Origin of the sequence: Brevibacillus sp. AF8 (assembly GCF_021270385.1) — a bacterium.
In the GTDB taxonomy this organism is placed as follows: Bacteria; Bacillota; Bacilli; order Brevibacillales; family Brevibacillaceae; genus Brevibacillus.
This window is the reverse complement of record NZ_JAGQDN010000007.1, coordinates 101,005-119,150: the sequence shown is the minus strand read 5'-3', so window position 1 is coordinate 119,150 and position 18,146 is coordinate 101,005. Positions and strand designations below refer to the sequence as shown.

Annotated in this window: 13 protein-coding genes and 1 pseudogene; 11 read left to right on the top strand and 3 right to left on the bottom strand. The window is 48.4% G+C overall.

What is annotated here, in order from left to right; all coding sequences use genetic code 11:
- Positions 1-421: 421 nt before the first annotated feature.
- Both KB186_RS12150 and KB186_RS12145 read left to right on the top strand, forming a co-directional pair.
- Entirely contained in the window at positions 422-1,573 is a 1,152-nt protein-coding gene (locus tag KB186_RS12150) for a serine hydrolase domain-containing protein (protein ID WP_173611702.1), read from the top strand.
- Between the two features lie 93 nt (positions 1,574-1,666).
- Positions 1,667-2,125, top strand: a pseudogene (locus KB186_RS12145) (Tn3 family transposase); the annotation flags it as partial.
- A gap of 206 nt (positions 2,126-2,331) precedes the next feature.
- Here the strand turns inward: KB186_RS12145 and KB186_RS12140 are convergent.
- The gene (locus KB186_RS12140; protein ID WP_232773699.1) at positions 2,332-4,506 is read right to left on the bottom strand and encodes a serine hydrolase domain-containing protein; all 2,175 of its coding nucleotides are present in this window, start codon (positions 4,504-4,506) and stop codon (positions 2,332-2,334) included.
- Positions 4,507-4,767: 261 nt separating this feature from the next.
- Between KB186_RS12140 and KB186_RS12135 the strand changes: the two genes are divergently transcribed.
- Positions 4,768-6,558 (top strand): helix-turn-helix transcriptional regulator, encoded by a 1,791-nt coding sequence (locus KB186_RS12135; RefSeq protein WP_232773698.1) that lies wholly within the window; start codon positions 4,768-4,770, stop codon positions 6,556-6,558.
- Positions 6,559-6,587: 29 nt separating this feature from the next.
- On the opposite strand, the gene KB186_RS12130 is transcribed toward KB186_RS12135, so the two are convergent.
- Positions 6,588-6,746, bottom strand: a complete 159-nt coding sequence (locus tag KB186_RS12130) for a hypothetical protein (protein WP_172801873.1) — start codon at positions 6,744-6,746, stop codon at positions 6,588-6,590.
- A 258-nt stretch (positions 6,747-7,004) separates the two neighbouring features.
- On the opposite strand from KB186_RS12130, the gene KB186_RS12125 reads away from it, so the two are divergent.
- Positions 7,005-8,351 carry an erythromycin esterase family protein gene (locus KB186_RS12125; protein ID WP_232773697.1) on the top strand — a complete coding sequence of 449 codons (1,347 nt, stop codon included), beginning with the start codon at positions 7,005-7,007 and terminating at the stop codon, positions 8,349-8,351.
- A 55-nt stretch (positions 8,352-8,406) separates the two neighbouring features.
- Here KB186_RS12125 and KB186_RS12120 read toward each other — a convergent pair whose 3' ends face one another.
- The gene (locus KB186_RS12120) at positions 8,407-8,997 is read right to left on the bottom strand and encodes a DJ-1/PfpI family protein (protein WP_221868686.1); all 591 of its coding nucleotides are present in this window, start codon (positions 8,995-8,997) and stop codon (positions 8,407-8,409) included.
- A 148-nt stretch (positions 8,998-9,145) separates the two neighbouring features.
- On the opposite strand from KB186_RS12120, the gene KB186_RS12115 reads away from it, so the two are divergent.
- From KB186_RS12115 to ebgA, 7 genes are all read left to right on the top strand, one after another.
- Positions 9,146-10,018: a LysR family transcriptional regulator gene (locus tag KB186_RS12115; protein ID WP_173611707.1), complete on the top strand. Its 873-nt coding sequence runs from the start codon at positions 9,146-9,148 to the stop codon at positions 10,016-10,018.
- Between the two features lie 183 nt (positions 10,019-10,201).
- A complete protein-coding gene (locus tag KB186_RS12110; RefSeq protein WP_232773696.1) occupies positions 10,202-10,981 on the top strand; it encodes a DeoR/GlpR family DNA-binding transcription regulator in 780 nt (259 codons plus the stop codon).
- 33 nt (positions 10,982-11,014) lie between these two features.
- Entirely contained in the window at positions 11,015-11,878 is an 864-nt protein-coding gene (gene fba, locus KB186_RS12105) for a class II fructose-1,6-bisphosphate aldolase (protein ID WP_232773695.1), read from the top strand.
- Positions 11,879-11,907: 29 nt separating this feature from the next.
- Complete coding sequence (locus tag KB186_RS12100) at positions 11,908-12,999, top strand: bifunctional phosphoglucose/phosphomannose isomerase (protein ID WP_232773694.1); 1,092 nt, start codon at positions 11,908-11,910, stop codon at positions 12,997-12,999.
- Position 13,000: 1 nt separating this feature from the next.
- Positions 13,001-13,951: a 1-phosphofructokinase family hexose kinase gene (locus KB186_RS12095; RefSeq protein WP_232773693.1), complete on the top strand. Its 951-nt coding sequence runs from the start codon at positions 13,001-13,003 to the stop codon at positions 13,949-13,951.
- A 28-nt stretch (positions 13,952-13,979) separates the two neighbouring features.
- Positions 13,980-14,978, top strand: a complete 999-nt coding sequence (locus tag KB186_RS12090) for an ROK family protein (RefSeq protein WP_173611712.1) — start codon at positions 13,980-13,982, stop codon at positions 14,976-14,978.
- An 18-nt stretch (positions 14,979-14,996) separates the two neighbouring features.
- Positions 14,997-18,101 carry a beta-galactosidase subunit alpha gene (gene ebgA, locus KB186_RS12085; RefSeq protein WP_232773692.1) on the top strand — a complete coding sequence of 1,035 codons (3,105 nt, stop codon included), beginning with the start codon at positions 14,997-14,999 and terminating at the stop codon, positions 18,099-18,101.
- Positions 18,102-18,146 lie beyond the last annotated feature (45 nt).

Genomic DNA, 18,146 nt, shown 5'->3' with positions numbered 1-18,146 from the left:
GCGCTTCATACATTCGGTGGCTGTGATTGATCCGGACTTCCATTCCCCATACAACTGAATGAACTCTGCATTAATCTTGTGCTTACGTCGTCCGAATTTCACTCCGTTATTTTTGGCGACTTCTATTCCTTCCGCCCGCCTGCCGTTGCTTATTTTTTTTCGTTCCTGTTCGGCTACGTAAGAAAGAAGGCTTAAAAATTGATCCTCCATTAACTTTCTGTGATTTTCTTCCATTCTCTAGTGATACCATCATAATCCCGTCCTAATCGGGCGATAAGCTGTCATATGACAGTAAAAACGCATCATGGTGACATAATGGCATCTTGGCAGTATGACAATTACTTTGCAATACTCGGGGAGACAAATCGCTTCGCAACGAATGAATGAATAATACGATTCTTTAATCAAAAGGAGAAACGAAATGAACAAAATTTCTATGCTCACTGTATCGACAATGATTACCGCGACTCTATTACTGCCATTACAAGGAACTGGTTTTGCAAAGCAGGCGGATCCCCTCGTTACTACTTACAGTCAAGATTCGCAGACCAAAGCCAAGCAACTTATCGATGAAGCTGCTAACCATCAAAATATACCGGGCATAATTGTAGCTTCCTCAAACAAAGGATCAAAATGGGCATATGCTTCCGGTGAAGCAAGCATTTACGGTACTGATCCGGTTAAGACGAACTTTACTTTCCGGATCGGTAGTCTAACAAAGACGTTTACTGCAATGGTCGTTCTTCAGCTTGTTGATGAACAAAAACTGAGCCTGGATGACACGATAGAAAAATGGCTGCCTGATGTTGTTAAGGGTACTGAATATGAAGGGGATCATATCACGATTCGGCAACTATTAAACCAAACAAGCGGTATTCCTGACTATTCAGAACACAAGGATATTCTCGATAAATTACTCCCAAACCCGTTACATTCCTTTACTGCTGACGAATTAGTTCGTACTGGACTGAACATGAAGGCGACCTCTAAGCCTGGAGAGAAATGGGTTTATTCCAATACGAATACGGTACTGGCAGGGATGATTATTAAGAAGGCTACTGGAGAAACATACGGGGAACATATTAGGAAACGTTTCATAGCTCCCCTTAACCTAACGAGCACTTATGTACCCGACGACTACTCGTTTATTCCAGGTGAACATGCACGAGGATACTTCGTACTCGACGGTCAATTCATAGACAGAACCGAAATGAATCCCTCTTGGGCAGATGCTGCGGGATCTATGATCTCCACAGCGGATGATATGAATACATTCTTCAGTGCTATACTTAGTGGCAAGCTATTAAAACCAGCTACTTTAGATCAGATGTTAACTGGGGTTGAAACTCCAGTAGGTGAATACGGCTTGGGGATCCTTGGAACAAAGCTGACGAATGGTATTACGATTTGGGGGCATGGCGGCAACTGTCCAGGATTCGCAACGTTCACAGGTGGAACTCGCGGCGGGGATTATGTACAAACCCTTAATATCAATGCGATGCCTTCTGAAATTAATACGTTGACTCTTTCCAAAAGCATTGCCGAGCAACTCATTGGCTCTTCATCACATTAAGAACACCAGCAAGCTGGCACTGGAAATTTCCTATTCCGGTGCCAGCTTGCTGCCATCTCGGAGCCCAAACATCCCAAACATATGCGAAGTTTAGTTACACCCCATATGCTCTCATTTGTAAACCGCCGACATGTAACTGCCCAGAAGATCGATGCAGCCATACGTGACATTCTGAATCAATACAATACACTAAGCCTGCCTAAACTATGGGGAGACGGGAAGACAGCTGCTAAAGACGGAACGAAGTTCGATTTGTACGAAGAAAATTTGTTATCTGAATATCATATTCGTTATGGTGGGTATGGCGGAATTACTTATCATCATATTTCAGATACCTACATTACTTTATTTAGTCATTTCATTCCCTGCGGAGTATGGGAAGCTGTCTACATAATAGATGGCCTACTAAAGAACAAATCAGACGGGGGAGATGGCGTGATCGCTGAGAATGATCCAGAAGAACAGGAAAAACGCATCAAGTACAACGATCTTGTAGCGAATGCAGTCATCTTTCAGAATGTTATAGATATCACCCTGATTTTACGGGACTTGATTTAATTGATGGGGTCATACTATATTGCCTCCTGTATTTTTTGATTGGGATACAGTTGCTATTCTAAGGTCGAGTTATCGATAAAACAAATTATGTTTTAATAGCGTATACATAAATAAATTTATCGATATAATTGAAAAGGAAAAAGGCTTATTGCTCTTGGAGTTCCCAAGGCAAAAGCCTTCTATCATTTTTCCATTTTAACTTAACGACTAAATTCCTTTTCGAACATGGCTTGGTTAGTGACGACAGGTTCTGGACCGACCGCATTGATGTTCGTCACCAAAATATCCTTCCCGCCTAAGGTACCACCCGCTAACGTTTCAAACCCATGAATGCCGCCTCCATGAACCCAATAGGTCTTTCCGCTCGGCAGTGTCACCCCGTAAATTCCCAGCCCATATTTGCCAAAAGGCGATTCCACACCTGTTGTCATCTGCTTCATCATCTCGTCATTTAATAATTTCCCACCCAAAAGCGCACTAAAAAAAGTGGTCAAATCTTTCCCTGTCGAAATCATTTCCCCCGCAGCATTCGCGAATGAAGGATTATACTCTGTGAAATCAAACAGTTTCCCTGCCCGATTCAAGCTATAGCCTGTGGCATGCTGGCCCGGGATTTTTGGATTACTACCACTAAAAGATGTATTTGTCATCTGAAGCGGGTCGAGGATCCGTTTCTTCATCTGCACATCGTACGTTTCTCCTGTCACCTTTTGAATAACAAGACCAGCCAGCACGGTATTTGTATTCGAATAGTCAAAGCCTGCCCCTGGTTGAAATACTGGCGGCTTAGCCAGTCCCATACGTACAAGGTCATCAACGGTATATTGAGGGAATGAGGTAGCGTACCGCATGTCTGTATTCGTATAGCTTGCAATCCCGCTCGTTTGGTTCAATAACATACGAATCGTGATTTTGTTGCCGTCATACCCATTACCCTTTACCACACCTGGGAGCCATTTTTCTACCGAGTCTTCCAGATTCAGCTTTTTCTCCTGAGCCAACTGTAAGACAAGGGTAGCAACAAACGCCTTTGTGACACTGCCAATACGGAAAGTAAAGTCTGGTTCCATCGGATTTTTATGATCGAGGTTGGCTACACCCGCTGCATAAGACCAGTATTCTCCGTTTCTTAACCCAGCGGCAATTATTCCAGGGACTCCCTCGACTTTTGCTTTCTGATCAATGAAGTCCTTCATTCCTTGCCCATGTTTTTGAGCTGCTTGATCCGGGGTGGATGGTTGCTTGGCTTGTCCCGAGAATTCAGTCATCTGGATGTTCTCCATATGAGAAACAGTATCTCCTAATGCATTGATACTCATCGCGATCACGTGCTTGCCGTCTTTTGTTCCACCTGCGAAGTTGGTGAATCCAGGAATGCCACCTTGATGACCCCATATGGTAGTGCCATTCGGCAATGTTACTTCCTGAATACCGAGTCCGAATTTCCCTTGTGGATGAGAAACAGTGGTTAACATTTCTTTCTGCATCTCAGGCGTTAACAATTTTCCGCCCAATAAAGCGCTAAAGAACGTTGTTAAATCTTTCGTAGTCGAGATCATAGCCCCTGCTGCATCTGCAAAGGAAGGGTTAAGGTCGGTGATATCCATTAATGTACCGGCATTGTTAAAGTATCCATTCGGACTGTTTTTCGGAATGGATTGAGACTTTGCCGGGAAAAACGTTTCTGTTAGTTGAAGCGGCTCAATCACTCGTTTCTTGATTTGTTCGGCAACCGTTTCTCCTGTGACCTTTTGGATAATGAGTTTCATCAGCACTGTATTCGTATTCGAATAGCCACCTGTGGTCGGTGTTTGCTTTAATGCGCGAGAAATGAGTTGTTCTGCTGTAAACGTTTGAGTGGAGTTCTGGATTATACTTTCCTTGAGTTCATCATCTAAGTAGTCTGCCACTCCACTCGAATGATTTAATAACTGACGAATCGTAATTTTGTTACCATCATATCCGTTTCCTTGGACGACACCTGGCAGCCATTTTTCCAACGAGTCATCGAGGCTTAGCTTCTTTTCCTCAGCTAGTTGCAGGGTCACTACACCGACGAACGATTTCGTTATACTCCCGATTCGAAATGAAAAGTCGGCTTCCATCGGTTTCTTACTTTCTATATTCGCTTCGCCGGAAGCATACGACCAGAAATCATTTCCCTTCTTTACTGCAAAGAGGATACCTGGAATGTTTTCGCTGGCAGCAGCTTTATCAATCGCTTCTTTTATTTTGGCATGATCCGTTTTCTTTTGTTGCGTGATTGCTTGGTCCACACTTGCTTCCGCACAACCGTAAGTAGGAAGTATCAGTGTCCCTATTAATAGTGCAGATAACGTAAGGGACGCTCCTTTTTGCATAGGGAATGGTTTCATTTCTCATCGCTCCTGTAAGTTGATTTGTGTTGTCTTTACACATCCACCTTATTCTCAGGGCTGTAAAATCACATAGTGACAATACCGTTCGATCTATGTATGACATCGTGCTAACCGATCATATTTACGGCATGATAGAATGTCATAAAGGCTATATGACACGGCGCATTTTGCTTGACGAATCGGGAATTGGTGAGGCATGATGAGTCAGAAACATTCGGGAAATTCCTTACCATTCAAACGAGCAGGAGTACATGACAAATGTTATCTATGATAAAAAAATGGTTCTGGTACAATTGGGTGATTTTTGCCTTGCGAACGATTTGGCTAGGTATCTTCGTCATCGCAGATATTATGTATCCGGCAATGATAGCCGTTCCGTTCGGAGTCATCATCCTAATTGCTTTTTTGGTTTATGCCATTCCATTGATCGTTCAATATAGAAAAAAAGATTGGTATCTAGCAGTCGAAGTCGTAATGACAGGCTTTTTTTATCTATTTGTGGCCTTTGTAGCACCTGGATGGACTTGGCCTTTCGTTTTACTAGTAATCATTATTGGTGTGGCCAGTAGTCGCAGAACGTATATGTGGACGGGAATCTCTAGCGGGATTATTTTTCCGGTTTTAAACGGGTTGATTACCAATCGTCTCCCGTACGAGTTCATGTTTAGTTGCAGCTTTGGTTTTGCGATGGGGATGGCATTTAGCATATTAATTGAGTCTCATAAGCAAGGCCGTATCATTCAAGAACAGAAGCAATTATTGGAGCAGCATATTAAGCAAATCGAGGAGCTGACACTGATCGAGGAACGTAATCGGTTGTCACATGAGTTACATGACACGATTGGCCATTCGCTAACCTCTCTGATTGTTGGCGTTGAGTCGCTCCGATCCTCGGTTCCTGATTCACAGGTCGAACGAGTTGATAAACTTGTCTCCATAGCACAGGGCAGCCTGGATGATATCAGAAAGCATTTGCATCAGCTCTCTCATGCTCATGCTCGGTTCAACCAGTCGTTAAGTGAGTCACTCCTGGAACTGACGGAAGAATTTATGAAGTCAACAGGTGTAACGGTCAACTTCCGTGTGATCGGCAGTGAGACGCTCGTTATGCAAAAAATGAGCATTTCTTTATATCGTTGCCTGCAAGAATTGCTTACAAATGCGGTTCGTCACGGCCAAGCAAGTGTGATAGCTGTTGATCTGTATTTCGAAAGTCAGCAACTCCGTTTACAAATTGAAGATAATGGAAACGGACTAGAGTCCATCGAATTCGGCTTAGAACTAAAGGGAATAAAAGAACGGCTTGAGCAACAGCAAGGTACGCTGTCCGTTCATTCACAATCCGGGCAAGGGACCGTTGTCATTTGTAATGTTCCCATACAGGCAGAAGCTGGACAGGGAAGTATCCGCCTGCTTATTGTTGATGATCAGGTGATGATTGCCGACAGCTTACAGCAAATTTTAAGCCAGCAGGACAACTTTATCGTTGTGGGTACAGCTAGTGATGGGCGAGAAGCATTGGAACAGTGTGAGCGACACCAGCCGGATATCGTGTTAATGGACGTGCATATGCAAGGGATGAACGGACTGGAGACCTTCCTTCAAATGAAAGAACGCTGGCCGAACATGAAGGTTGTGGTCATGACAACGTTTGAGGATTCGGTACAGGCAGCAACAGCATTGGAGCATGGGGCGGAAGGATATATGCTGAAGTCTACTCGTCCAAAAGAGATGATGGAAGCGATGAAGCTCATCTATAGCGGGGGAACGTGGCTTGATCAGTCAATCGCCACACGCGTTTTCGAAGAGATGAAGCGCCAACGTGAGCAATTAGAGAAGTACAGCCCGAATGATCCGTATGGATTGACGAAACGGGAAAGGGAGATTTTACAGCTTTTAACGGATGGGCTTCGCTACAAATCAATTGCCACCAAGCTATATTTATCGGAGGGAACGGTACGGAATTACTGTTCCACTCTTTACTCGAAGCTCGGTGTCAGCAACCGGGAAGAAGCAATTGAACTGGCGCGAACCGAGAGTATCCTATAGATGACAAAAAGACGGGAGAAATCCCGTCTTTACTCTTCCGGCGTTCGGTCGAGGAACAGCCGCGTTACCTTTGTGTAATCCCCTTTTTCCACTTCTTTTTCCGTCGCCTTTTCTTCCAAAGGATCATGACCGTACATGCTTGGCGCTACTGTGGGCTCGTGCTCGGCAGAACCTCGCTTTTTCTCCATGATTCACCACTCCTTTTGCCAGTAGGGTGTGATGGATGGCTTATTCTTATCCCCGATTGCAGCATATGACATTGGAAATGCTATTTCAAAAGTACCGATCTTCAAGATCGGTGCTTTTTTTGATGACAAATTGTCATATGGGGTAGGGAGAAACCGTTGGTAACGGGGCGTCTGAACCTTATGACAAAACGTTACTTGTTGTACAGGCAGTGCCCGGGCCATACTTTGAGCATACAAAGTTGTTTGGAGGAAAGAGAAATGAACTTGACGGCCTTTTACAGAAGTAGCATCGTCGCGGTATCGATTTTTGGTTTACTCATAACAGGATGCACGAATACAGCTCCATTAACCGAGACGGACAGCGAACAACAACAAGGGAAGAAGGCAGAAAATCTAAGTCCAAAAGAATGGTTAGAGCTGAACTCTTTTCAATTGAATAGCGCTGAGCCTGGGACTGATCTTAAAGATATTGAACCGCTGCGCCAAATGATCGGTTCTGCTTCAATCGTAGGTTTAGGTGAGGCAAATCATGGAAGTCGTGAAATTTATACGATGAAACACCGGTTTGTTGAATTTCTCGTCATGGAAATGGGCTTTACCACCCTTGTATTAGAAGAAAACTGGGGCAACGCATTGAAACTTGATCATTACGTTCTCACAGGAGAAGGGAATCCGAGTAAATTCCTAATGCCTATATTTCAAACAAAAGAAATCGTAGACATGCTGGAATGGATGCGTGAGTACAATGCCGATCCCGAGAACGAAACGAAACTGCGGGTGGTCGGAATGGATGTACAAAATGTCAGCGAAAATGTATACGATGAGATCAGACAGTATATAAAAAAATATAAGCCTGACCTGCTGCCCCGTGTGAATAATAAAATGAAGGAACTTGCCGAAGTTACGAAGGACCTGGAAACCTATTCAGCTTTGCCACAGGCCATTCAGAAAAAACATCAGGAGCAAGCGAAAGAAATCACGGAAATATTGGAACAAAACAAAAGCAGTCTGAACGGCCAATCCAAGGAGTTCGCAAGGATTAAGCAACACGCCAAGGTCATTGAGCAATTTACTGGCATGTATTTCAACTTCTCGGAGAATCCATCTGATTTATTTTTGAAGCATGATATCGCGATGTTTGAGAATGCGAAGTGGGCTCATGAACAGCTAGGAAAAACAATCGTATGGGGTCACAATGGGCACATCGCAAAGAACAATATGTTGCAAGAGGTATACCCGAAGCTCGCCGGTCAGTATTTACTGGAGCATTATGGAAAGGAATATGTAACGATTGGAACTTCATTCGGGAAAGGCGATTATAACGCGTTTAACATTGAAAATAAAATTGTTCCAGCTACCATTGAATCGAATGATCCAAAAACATTCAATCATACTCTGGATCAAGTCTCAAAGGATCAATACTTTGTTGATTTACGGAATGCTACAGGTCTCACCCAAAAATGGTTAGAGGAAGAACGGCCGTTTTTGATTGGATTCGGTTCTGCTGATCCAAGCAAACCAAACTCTATAACAACTTCGCTTGGGCAAGCATTTGATATTCTCATTCATTTAGACACAGTGAGCGCTGGCGAGCTTGTTCGTTAAATAGCAGAAAGAAACCGGCATTTACCCAAGAGCATTGGGAAAAATGCCGGTTTTATTATACAAGAAACCCCATCAAGCGCTTCACATGGTCGGTGTTTTCGCGGGATGTCAGTGACTCTAGCAAGGTGAATGCCACATCAAAAGCGGTCGAAGGGTTGTACGAGGTGATGATATTGTTGTCGATGACGATGGATTGGTCAGGGATAACAGTGGCACCCATCGCTGCCAGCTGCTTTTGTCTCAGTTGGTTATTCAGGTTGTAGGTCGTTGCGTTTCGTCCTTGCAAAATCCCGCTTTTCCCGAGGGGCAGAGCACCCACGCAGATGGAGGCAATCATTTTGCCTTGCTTTTCAAATTCACGTATGAAAGCAAGAACGTCCTCGCGATAAGCATCTTCATAAAAGCCTGCATGCTCAAAACCGCCAGGCAGTGCCAGTGCATCGAAGTCATTTACATCCGCATCGTCGATCACCATCTCGGGAATCACAGTAAAATTCCACGTGCATTTCAACTCCTTGCGCGTTCCCACCGTCACCAGCTCCGTTGTCCCGTCGCCCTCTTCCTTGTTCCAGCCGATTACATCTGTAAATACGCTAGCCTCTACTGCCTCAAAGCCATTCGGTAATAACAAGCACACTTTTTTCATCGAAAATCAGCTCCTCTGTTCGAATCGATCAAGCCGTACCGGTACTTATCAAGAATCATATGCTATCATTAATTATTAGTAAAAATGAAAGTTCTGAAGATGATCTTCAGGATTTCTAATAATAAACATCGGGCAGGGGGGAGCGGGGATGGAGATTCGCCAATTTCAAACCTTTAAGGCAGTCGTCGATTTCAACAGCTTTACGAAGGCCGCACAGGCACTGCAATATTCACAGGCGACGATTACATCCCATATTCAGCAGCTGGAAGAAGGAATGGGTGTCCCGCTGTTTGATCGACTGGGGAAGAAAATTCAGTTAACTGCTTATGGCCGTGAGCTGTATACGTACGTCGAGGAGCTGCTGGTTTCGTATGCGAAGATCAAGGATATATCGGCAAATGAGCAATCACTGCAAGGCGAGTTACGCATCGGGGCCTCGGAGACGATCACGATCTATCGGCTGGGTGACATTTTGTCCAGGTACAGAGCGTGCTATTCGGGCGTGAATATTTCATTTGTAATGGACGACTGCATTCGCCTGCGGGAAAAGCTGCATGATGGTCTATTGGATATCGTGATCACGCTGGAGCCAAAGCTCGATGATCCGAATCTGGTCGTGGAGCCGTTCTCTACCGAGAGACTGGTTTTTATCGGTGGGCGGGATCATTCGTTTGAAAAAATAGAGGATGCTGGCGAGGAATGTATGATTTTCAGTGGAGAGCATTGTGCTCTGCGGCGGTTTTTCCTACGCTTCTTGGAAAAAAGGGAGATCAAGCCGAAGCATCACCTGGAGTTCTCCAGTATGGAAGCGATCAAGCAGAGCGTGGCGAACGGGCTAGGCGTGAGCTTGATGCCGTATATTAGCGTCGAAGCCTTGTTGAATGAGCAAAAAGTGAAAATGATAGCGTGCGAGGAAGAGCTGTTGTTCTATGCGCAAATTGCCTACCATAAAAACAAATGGCTTTCACGGGCGCATAAGAAGTTTATTGATTTCATGCTGGAAAGTCGGGATATCGGGTAAAGAGGTAAACAGCCAGTCTGTTTTGGTCGAGAACCAGAGCAGGCTGGTTTTATTTTCGGAAAATTTCATAACTTGTTTGACATTCGTTTTTCTACAATGCTAAGATCGAAGTGAAATTAAACGAAAGATAAAAAGAAACAAAACGAAACCATACAATTTATGATCGTAAGGAAGTGAAGCAATATGCTGGCAGCCGAACGGCATAGCAAGATCCTCGAACAATTGAAGGCAGAACAGAGCGTAACCGTCAGCCAATTAAGTCTGGCGCTGGATGTGTCTGAAGTAACGATCCGAAAAGATTTGATCAAACTCGAAAATGATGGTCTGCTGACGCGCATTCACGGGGGCGCGACGATTACGAATTTCTTGCCATTGGAGCGCAGTTTCACAGAGAAGCTGGAAGAGAGAAGCGAAGAGAAGCAAGCGATTGCTCATCAAGCGCTGTCGCACATACAGCCGGGGGACACGGTTATTCTCGGGGCAGGGACCACGATGATGGAGCTCGCCAAGCTGCTGCGCGGCTTGAATGATCTGACGGTCGTGACGAATGCGGTCAATATCGCGATGGAGCTGAACAGTCAAGGCAAGCATCACGTCATCTTGATCGGGGGAGAGATGCGCCACAAGTCATTTGCGCTCGTTGGTTCTGTCGCATCGGACAATTTGCGAGGACTTTCTGTTTTCAAATGCTTTATCGGGGCAGATGGGGTTCATCCGGAAAATGGACTGACGACGCTCAATCTGGCCGAAGCGCAAATTAACCAAGTCATGATGGAACGCGCCAGAAAAGTCTATGTGCTCGCTGACCATAGCAAGTTCGGAGAGACGCATTTGGCGAAGTTCGCTGGGGTGTCCGATGTCGATCGGATTATTACGGATGCGGCGGCACAGCATCTTGTCAGTAAGTATGCGGAGCTGGGCATCAACCTGGAGCTGGCGAGCTTGCAGGGCGTAACTAGGTAAACTACCAGATCAGAGAGAAACGGAGGGATCGATATGGCGTTGGTATCATCGACACAGATGCTGCGCACAGCAAGGGAGCAAGGATATTGTGTAGGCGCCTTCAACGTACACACGATGGAAATGCTCCAAGCAGTAGTGGAGGCGGCTTGCGAAGCAAACGCACCGCTCATTTTACAGACCACAGTCGGAACGGTCCGGCATCTTGGATCGGAGTATGTAGCAGCAATCGCCCGGGTAGCCTCAGAAGAGGCCCGGGTGCCGATTGCCCTGCATTTGGATCACTGTCATGAACAGGAACTGATCATGCGATGTATCGAAGCGGGTTATACATCAGTCATGATCGACGCGTCGATGCATCCTTTTGCAGAAAATGCGGAGATGACGCGGCGTGTAGTGGAGCTGGCTCGGGAGCGCGGTGTCAATGTGGAGGCAGAGCTCGGCAAGGTTGGGGGCGTGGAGGACGATCTTGTCGTCGATGATGCAGATGCTGCACTGGCTGACCCGATTGAGTGCGAGAGGTTTATCGAGTTGACTGGCGTGGATACGTTGGCACCGGCGATTGGTACGGCTCACGGGATTTACAAGGGGGAGCCGCGCATTGATTTTGCTCGCATCGAGGAGATTGCCCGTCGTGTTTCTGTGCCACTTGTGTTGCACGGCGGCTCGGGAATTCCCGAGGAGCAGGTGAAGCGGGCGGTTCAGCTCGGCATGGCAAAGATGAACGTAGCGACAGAGCTGCGTATCGCGTTTTCGCAAGCGATCAAGGGCGTTTTTGACAACAACCCGCAGGAAAACGACCCGCGCACCTATATGAAGCAGGCCAAGCAGGCGGTTAAAGAAGTCGCACTCGCCAAAATGGAGATGTGCGGTTGTATCGGAAAAGCGAATGTACGTTAATCCAAAAAGACAGGAAGGGACGATTTTACATGCGTATAAACCTCGATGATGCGAAAGCGTTGCGCGAACTGGACACGATTTCTGCCCTGCAAGATACGGAAAGCTACGATGAACAGTTTAAAACAGGTTTAAAATTATCTGATAGTTTAGATGTGTCTAATATTTCTGTTAAAATTGAAAATATTGTGGTGCTTGGCACTGGGGGCGGTTCGGCTGCGAGCGTCAATTTGATCAAGTCGTATTTGTTTGACGAGCTGCAAGTGCCGCTTCAGTTAAATCAAGGGTATACCATCCCGGCTTTTGTGGATGCGAAGACGCTCGTCATCGTCGTTAGCCATTCCGGCAATACAGAAGAAGTCGTCAGCGGCTACGAAGCAGCTATCGCCAAAGGAGCACAAATCGCTGTCATTACGGCGGGCGGAAAAGTATTGGAGATGACCCGTGAACACAATCATGCGTGTTTGCTCGTGCCGGGCGGAATGATGCCGCGGATCGTACTCGGCTATATTTTCTTGCCGATTCTCGCCATCCTGACGAAGCTCGGGCTGATTTCCGACAAGCGTGCGGAGGTCGAGGAGACGATTGCCCTGTTCGAGGAGTGGAAGCACATCTACGGAACGGATTCTCCGATCGCGAAAAATGAAGCCAAACAAATCGCTATCGAGATGGATGGGCTGATACCTGTCGTGTATGGAACGCTTCCGTTTTTCGATGCCCCTGCATGGCGTTGGAAAAACCAGCTTGGGGAAAACAGCAAGCTGATGGCATTTTGGAACGCCATACCGAGCCTGCACCACGACGAGGCTGTGGGTTGGGATTCGCCGTCTGCTCTGCTGAAGGGTGTTCATTTTACACTCATTCGCGATCTGGAGGACAGCGAGAAGACGATCCAACGTGTAGAGATCAGCGCTGACATTTTGCGTGAGCGCGCTGGTGGGGTAAGGGTGGTTCATTCCCACGGTGTGTCCCGAATGGTTCGTTTGTTTTCTATCGTGTACTTGGCTGACTTCGTGTCGCTGTACGCTGCTCTGATTCGCGGCGTCGATCCAACCCCGGTAGAAGTGATCAATTTGTTCAAACAAAAAATGGGGCAGCCGCTCGTTACTGTGCAGGTGAGATAGCATGCTGGTAACGGTAACGCTGAACGCGGCCATCGATAAGACGTATCGACTCTCGCATTTTCGTTCTGGAGAGCTGCACCGCACGGGGGATGTACTGAGCTTGCCCGGCGGAAAAGGGATAAATGTAGCGCGTGTAGCGAAAGCATTGGGGCAGGATGTAGTCGCAAGCGGTTTTGTCGCCGGTCATAACGGGAGGTTCATCGCGGAAGGCTGCGAACGTGAGGGGATCACGTCCTCGTTTATCGAAACGCGCGGAGAATCCCGACTGTGTCTCGCTTTTCTCGACGAACAGGAAAAAACGGTGACAGAAGTGCTAGAGCAGGGTCTCTCGCCCAGTGAAGAAGAGATCAGTCGCTTGCAAACGCGTTTGATCGAGCTGGCGGATCAGGCACAGTACATGGTTTTTTCCGGAAGCTTGCCAGGTGGCGTTCCAACAGAAACATACGCTGCACTCGTCCGGGGTGTCGCCGGGAAAGGAACAGGAACCGCATGCGTGCTGGATACGAGCGGTCAGGCACTGTTAGAAGGAATAAAGGCAACGCCCTCGCTCATCAAGCCCAATCGACCGGAAGCGGAAGCGATTCTTGGATTTTCGCTGGATAGCGACGAGGCACGTTGCAGAGCGATACGCGAGCTGCGTGAGCGCGGTGCGCAGCGAGTCCTTCTCTCGTTAGGGGAGGAGGGCGCGTGGTTTGGTGATGGCCAGGAGACGTGGCGTATTTCCGCGATCCCGTTGGCGGATGCCGAAGTGAAAAATACAGTGGGCTGCGGTGATTCCATGCTTGCGGGTGTCCTTGTCGGAAAGCTGCGGGGCTTGGCTTGGCCAGATTCGATTTGGTTGGGGATGGCATGCGGCGCGGCGAATACACGGTCGTTTGGAGCGGGCATGATCGAGCTCGATGATGTGCAGCAGTTGAGGAGTCAGCCGATGCATGTGGAGCGAGTCGAGTAGAATAGCTGGTTCAGAAGGGAGGAGTAGCATGCGTCATGTAATTGGCCTCGATGTCGGTGGTACGACAATGAAAGGGGCGGTCATAGACGAGAATGGGCAAATTCTCCTCCGGGCTGCCAAGGAGACAAAAGTCCATAACAACTTGCCCATCTTGATTGAGCGAATGGCTGCCTTGATTAAAGAGCTGCGGGTTCAATCACCCGTTCCAATAGAGGCAGTAGGGATCGGATTTCCTGGTCCTTTTGATGCGGAAAATGGGATATCGGTTCACTCGCCCAACTTTCAATTGCATCAGGCAGACTTGCGGACACCACTCGCGAAGCTGGTGGAGCTGCCGCTTTTTTTTGAAAACGATTTACGGACGGCTGCGCTCGGAGAAGCCATATTCGGTGCGGGCAGGAAGGTAAGCCACCTCATTTTTGTGCCGCTTGGTACAGGGGTGGGGGCAGGGATTGTAAACGAAGGCAAGCTCGTTCGGGGCAGTCACGGATTCGCGGGAGAGATTGGTCATGTGCGTTATCCAGGGCTTACCGCTCCATGCAATTGCGGCAAGCTCGGTTGTGTGGAGACGGTCGCATCTGCCACAGGTATTGCCAGATTGGCTCGTGAGCGCTTGGACCAGGAGCTCGATGCAAATCCGCAGCAAGCAAAAGCCTCTCCTCTGTTTACTCTATGCGATGGACAGATCGAGCGGATTACGGCTGAGCAGGTGGCTACGGCAGTGGAACAAGGTGATGCGGTGGCGACCTGCGCATGGAACGAAGCGTGTGAAGTAACTGGCTGGGCCTTGTCTGTGTTGGTGAACGTGTGCAACCCGCAACTCGTAGTGATCGGCGGTGGCGTCTGCCGGGCTGGAGAGCTATTGCTGGCCCCCGTACAAGCAAGTGTACAACGGTACGCCATGGAAGTCGTTCATCAACAGACAAAAATCGTTTTGGCCGAGCTCGGTGCGGATGCAGGCATGCTCGGTGCTGGCGCCTTGGCCCTGCAAGGCATGAACAGGGAACAAGGAACCGTGAAAATGTAAAAAGAGGAGTGTACATCGATGCAGCAACGGTATGACTGGGCAAATCATCAGCTGCTAGAGCGAAATCGCTTGGCGGCGCGGGCTTACTTTTTGTCTTACCCGGAAGAGTCGGGAGCACTGACGTATGAAAGAGGAGCGACACCGTGGTTTCAGTTGTTGAATGGGCATTGGCAGTTTGCATACGCAGAATCACCACTGCGTGTGCCGGAAAACTTTTTTGCTACCGATTATGATGCGACCGAGTGGGCCCGGATTCAGGTACCGGGGCATTGGCAGCTCCAAGGGTACGGAAAACCGCATTACACGGACTTGTACTATCCGTTTCCAGTCGATCCGCCGCATGTCCCGTCAGATAACCCGACAGGCTGCTATTTGCGAGAGTTTACGGTAGCGTCTGCGTGGCAAAATCAGCAGGTGATCCTGCGGTTTGAAGGGGTCGACAGCGCTTTTCATGTGTGGCTGAACGGGAAGGAAGTCGGCTATAGCCAAGGAAGCCGCTTGCCATCTGAGTTTGATGTGACGGAGCTGTTGCAGGAAGGCAGGAACCGCTTGGCTGTTCAAGTGTACCAATGGTCGGACGGCACGTATGTTGAGGATCAGGATATGTGGTACTTGAGCGGGATTTTTCGGGATGTTTCCCTGATTGCCAGACCGAAGTTGCATGTACGTGATCTGGCAGTCGTGGCTGATCTGGATGATGAATTTCGCCATGGTGTGCTTCGCGTACGTGTCCATGTAGAAAACAGTTCCGCTGCTGCCTATGACGGGGTGAGCGTGACCGCAAAGCTGCTGGATCAATCCTACACGCCTATCGCTTCGCTAACCGACACCGAAGCAGGCGAACTGGCAGCCGGACAGGAAAAGGTCGTGACCTTGGAGCTTCCGGTGCAGGAGCCGAAAAAATGGTCGGCGGAGGAGCCGAACCTGTATCACCTGCTGCTTGCGATTGAGCAGGAGTCGGGCGAAAAGACAGAAGTCATCCCGATCCGCGTGGGCTTCCGACGGATCGAAGTAAAAGGAAACAACTTCTTCGTAAACGGTGTAGCGATTCGCCTAAACGGTGTGAACCGCCATGATCATCATCCCGATCTTGGGCGAGCAGTCCCGTATGAAACGATGCGCGAAGATGTGCTCATGATGAAGCGTCACAACATCAACGCTGTTCGTACCGCCCATTATCCGAACGATCCGCGTTTTTACGATTTGTGCGACCAATACGGATTGTATGTCATGGACGAAACCGATTTGGAGACACATGGCTTCCAGTTGACGGGCAACATTAGTCAACTGAGCGATGATCCAGAGTGGGAGCAGACGTACGTGGAGCGTATGGAGCGCATGGTGGAGCGCGACAAAAACCATCCGTCGATCATCATGTGGTCGCTTGGCAACGAATCCGGCTTCGGCTGCAACTTCCGGGCAATGGCCGCTTGGTGCCGACAAGCGGACCCGACTCGTCTCATCCACTACGAGGAGGATCGCGAAGCAGAAGTGTGCGACGTATTTTCCACCATGTACTCCTCGGTTGAAAAAATGATTCAGCATGGTGAAAATGAACATCTGCAAAAGCCGCATATCATGTGCGAATATGCTCATGCCATGGGAAATGGACCCGGTGGCTTGCGCGACTACGCCAATTTGTTTGACAAATATCAACGCTTGCAGGGCGGCTTTGTGTGGGAATGGATTGATCACGGCTTGCGCCAATATACGCCGGATGGGCGAGAGTATTATGCCTACGGAGGCGACTTCGGGGACTACCCGACGAATGGCAACTTCGTCATCGATGGACTGATTCGTCCAGATCGCACCCCATCCCCAGGGCTGCTCGAATACAAAAAAGTGATAGAGCCGATCGTCGTAGAAGCGACTGATTTGGAAAGCGGGCTCGTCACCATTACGAATCGTTATGATTTCCGCACGCTTGCGCACGTGAAAATGGTCTGGAGTGTGACAGCAGACGAACAAGTGATGCAGAGCGGAACGCTGTCGCTGCCGCATACAGAAGCAGGAAGTCGCACGATTGTAGCTGTTCCGTATACCTTGCCTGCACAGGTGCCGGCTCGAACCGACTACTGGCTGACGCTCTCCTTTGTGCTGGATCAAGATGAGAGCTGGGTACAGGCTGGACATGAGCTGGCTTGGGCGCAATTTGCCTTGCCAATGACTGCTGCGCAACAGGTTACGGTCGCTCCGTACCAATCTGTGTTAGGCAGAGTGGATGGAAAAGAAACGAAAACAGACGTGACCCTTACCGGAGCAGATTTTCAGTTCGTTTTTGACAAAGTGAGCGGTGTGCCGACGAGCTGGGTGTTTGCGGGTAAGGAGCTGTTGGTGGCAGGACCTCGTCTCACGTTTTGGCGTGCTCCGATTGACAATGACATGTACGTAGTGGAAGAGTGGCGCAAGGTATACCTCGATCGTTTGCAAAACCGGGTGGAGCATGTAAGCATCCAGCAGGATCGAGAAGATCGTGTGGTCATTACCTGCGATGTGCGCATTGCTCCACCAGTATACGACTGGGGTTTTGCATGTCGCTACACGTATACCGTGTTCGGAAATGGCGAAGTGCAGGTAGATGTTCAAGGCACACCCAAAGGTACCCCGCCAGCGATGCTGCCGCGAATCGGTTTGAAGCTATTGGTTGCCAAAGATATGGAGCGCGTCTCGTGGTATGGTCGCGGCCCGGGAGAGGCGTATATCGACAGCAAGGAAGCCAATCGCATCGGGGTGTATCACGCGAGTGTGGATGAGCTGTACACGCCGTACGTGTTCCCGCAGGAAAATGGCAATCGCACGGACGTCAAATGGATGTCGATCACGGATCAGCGAGGCATTGGACTTTTCGCGATGGGTCAACCGACCTTGGAATTTAGCGCACTTCGCTATGATACGGATGATCTGGAGCAAGCAAAGCACACGACAGATCTCGTAAAACGGGAGTATGTCACACTGCATCTCGATTATCGACAAAACGGGCTGGGTAGCAATAGCTGCGGACCCAAGCAATCCGAGCAGCATGCCCTGCGTCCAGAGGAGTTCCAGTTCCAGATGAGGTTGACGCCTTTTTCGAAGGATACGATTTCTCCGGTTCAGCTGTATAAGCGGAATTTGTGTGACTAACGATGTTATTCTCGAAGGCATCGCCGAAACGTTGTACAATCTAGT

What these genes read in the sequence shown, in the direction of transcription:
- KB186_RS12115 (WP_173611707.1), top strand. Translation starts at nt 9,146, where the DNA reads ATGGAGATTCGCCAATTTCAAACCTTTAAGGCAGTCGTCGATTTCAAC.
- KB186_RS12095 (WP_232773693.1), top strand. Translation starts at nt 13,001, where the DNA reads ATGCTGGTAACGGTAACGCTGAACGCGGCCATCGATAAGACGTATCGA.
- ebgA (WP_232773692.1), top strand. Translation starts at nt 14,997, where the DNA reads ATGCAGCAACGGTATGACTGGGCAAATCATCAGCTGCTAGAGCGAAAT.
- KB186_RS12140 (WP_232773699.1), bottom strand. Translation starts at nt 4,506, where the DNA reads ATGAAACCATTCCCTATGCAAAAAGGAGCGTCCCTTACGTTATCTGCA.
- KB186_RS12130 (WP_172801873.1), bottom strand. Translation starts at nt 6,746, where the DNA reads ATGGAGAAAAAGCGAGGTTCTGCCGAGCACGAGCCCACAGTAGCGCCA.
- KB186_RS12100 (WP_232773694.1), top strand. Translation starts at nt 11,908, where the DNA reads ATGCGTATAAACCTCGATGATGCGAAAGCGTTGCGCGAACTGGACACG.
- KB186_RS12110 (WP_232773696.1), top strand. Translation starts at nt 10,202, where the DNA reads ATGCTGGCAGCCGAACGGCATAGCAAGATCCTCGAACAATTGAAGGCA.
- KB186_RS12120 (WP_221868686.1), bottom strand. Translation starts at nt 8,997, where the DNA reads ATGAAAAAAGTGTGCTTGTTATTACCGAATGGCTTTGAGGCAGTAGAG.
- KB186_RS12125 (WP_232773697.1), top strand. Translation starts at nt 7,005, where the DNA reads ATGAACTTGACGGCCTTTTACAGAAGTAGCATCGTCGCGGTATCGATT.
- KB186_RS12135 (WP_232773698.1), top strand. Translation starts at nt 4,768, where the DNA reads ATGTTATCTATGATAAAAAAATGGTTCTGGTACAATTGGGTGATTTTT.
- KB186_RS12090 (WP_173611712.1), top strand. Translation starts at nt 13,980, where the DNA reads ATGCGTCATGTAATTGGCCTCGATGTCGGTGGTACGACAATGAAAGGG.
- KB186_RS12150 (WP_173611702.1), top strand. Translation starts at nt 422, where the DNA reads ATGAACAAAATTTCTATGCTCACTGTATCGACAATGATTACCGCGACT.
- fba (WP_232773695.1), top strand. Translation starts at nt 11,015, where the DNA reads ATGGCGTTGGTATCATCGACACAGATGCTGCGCACAGCAAGGGAGCAA.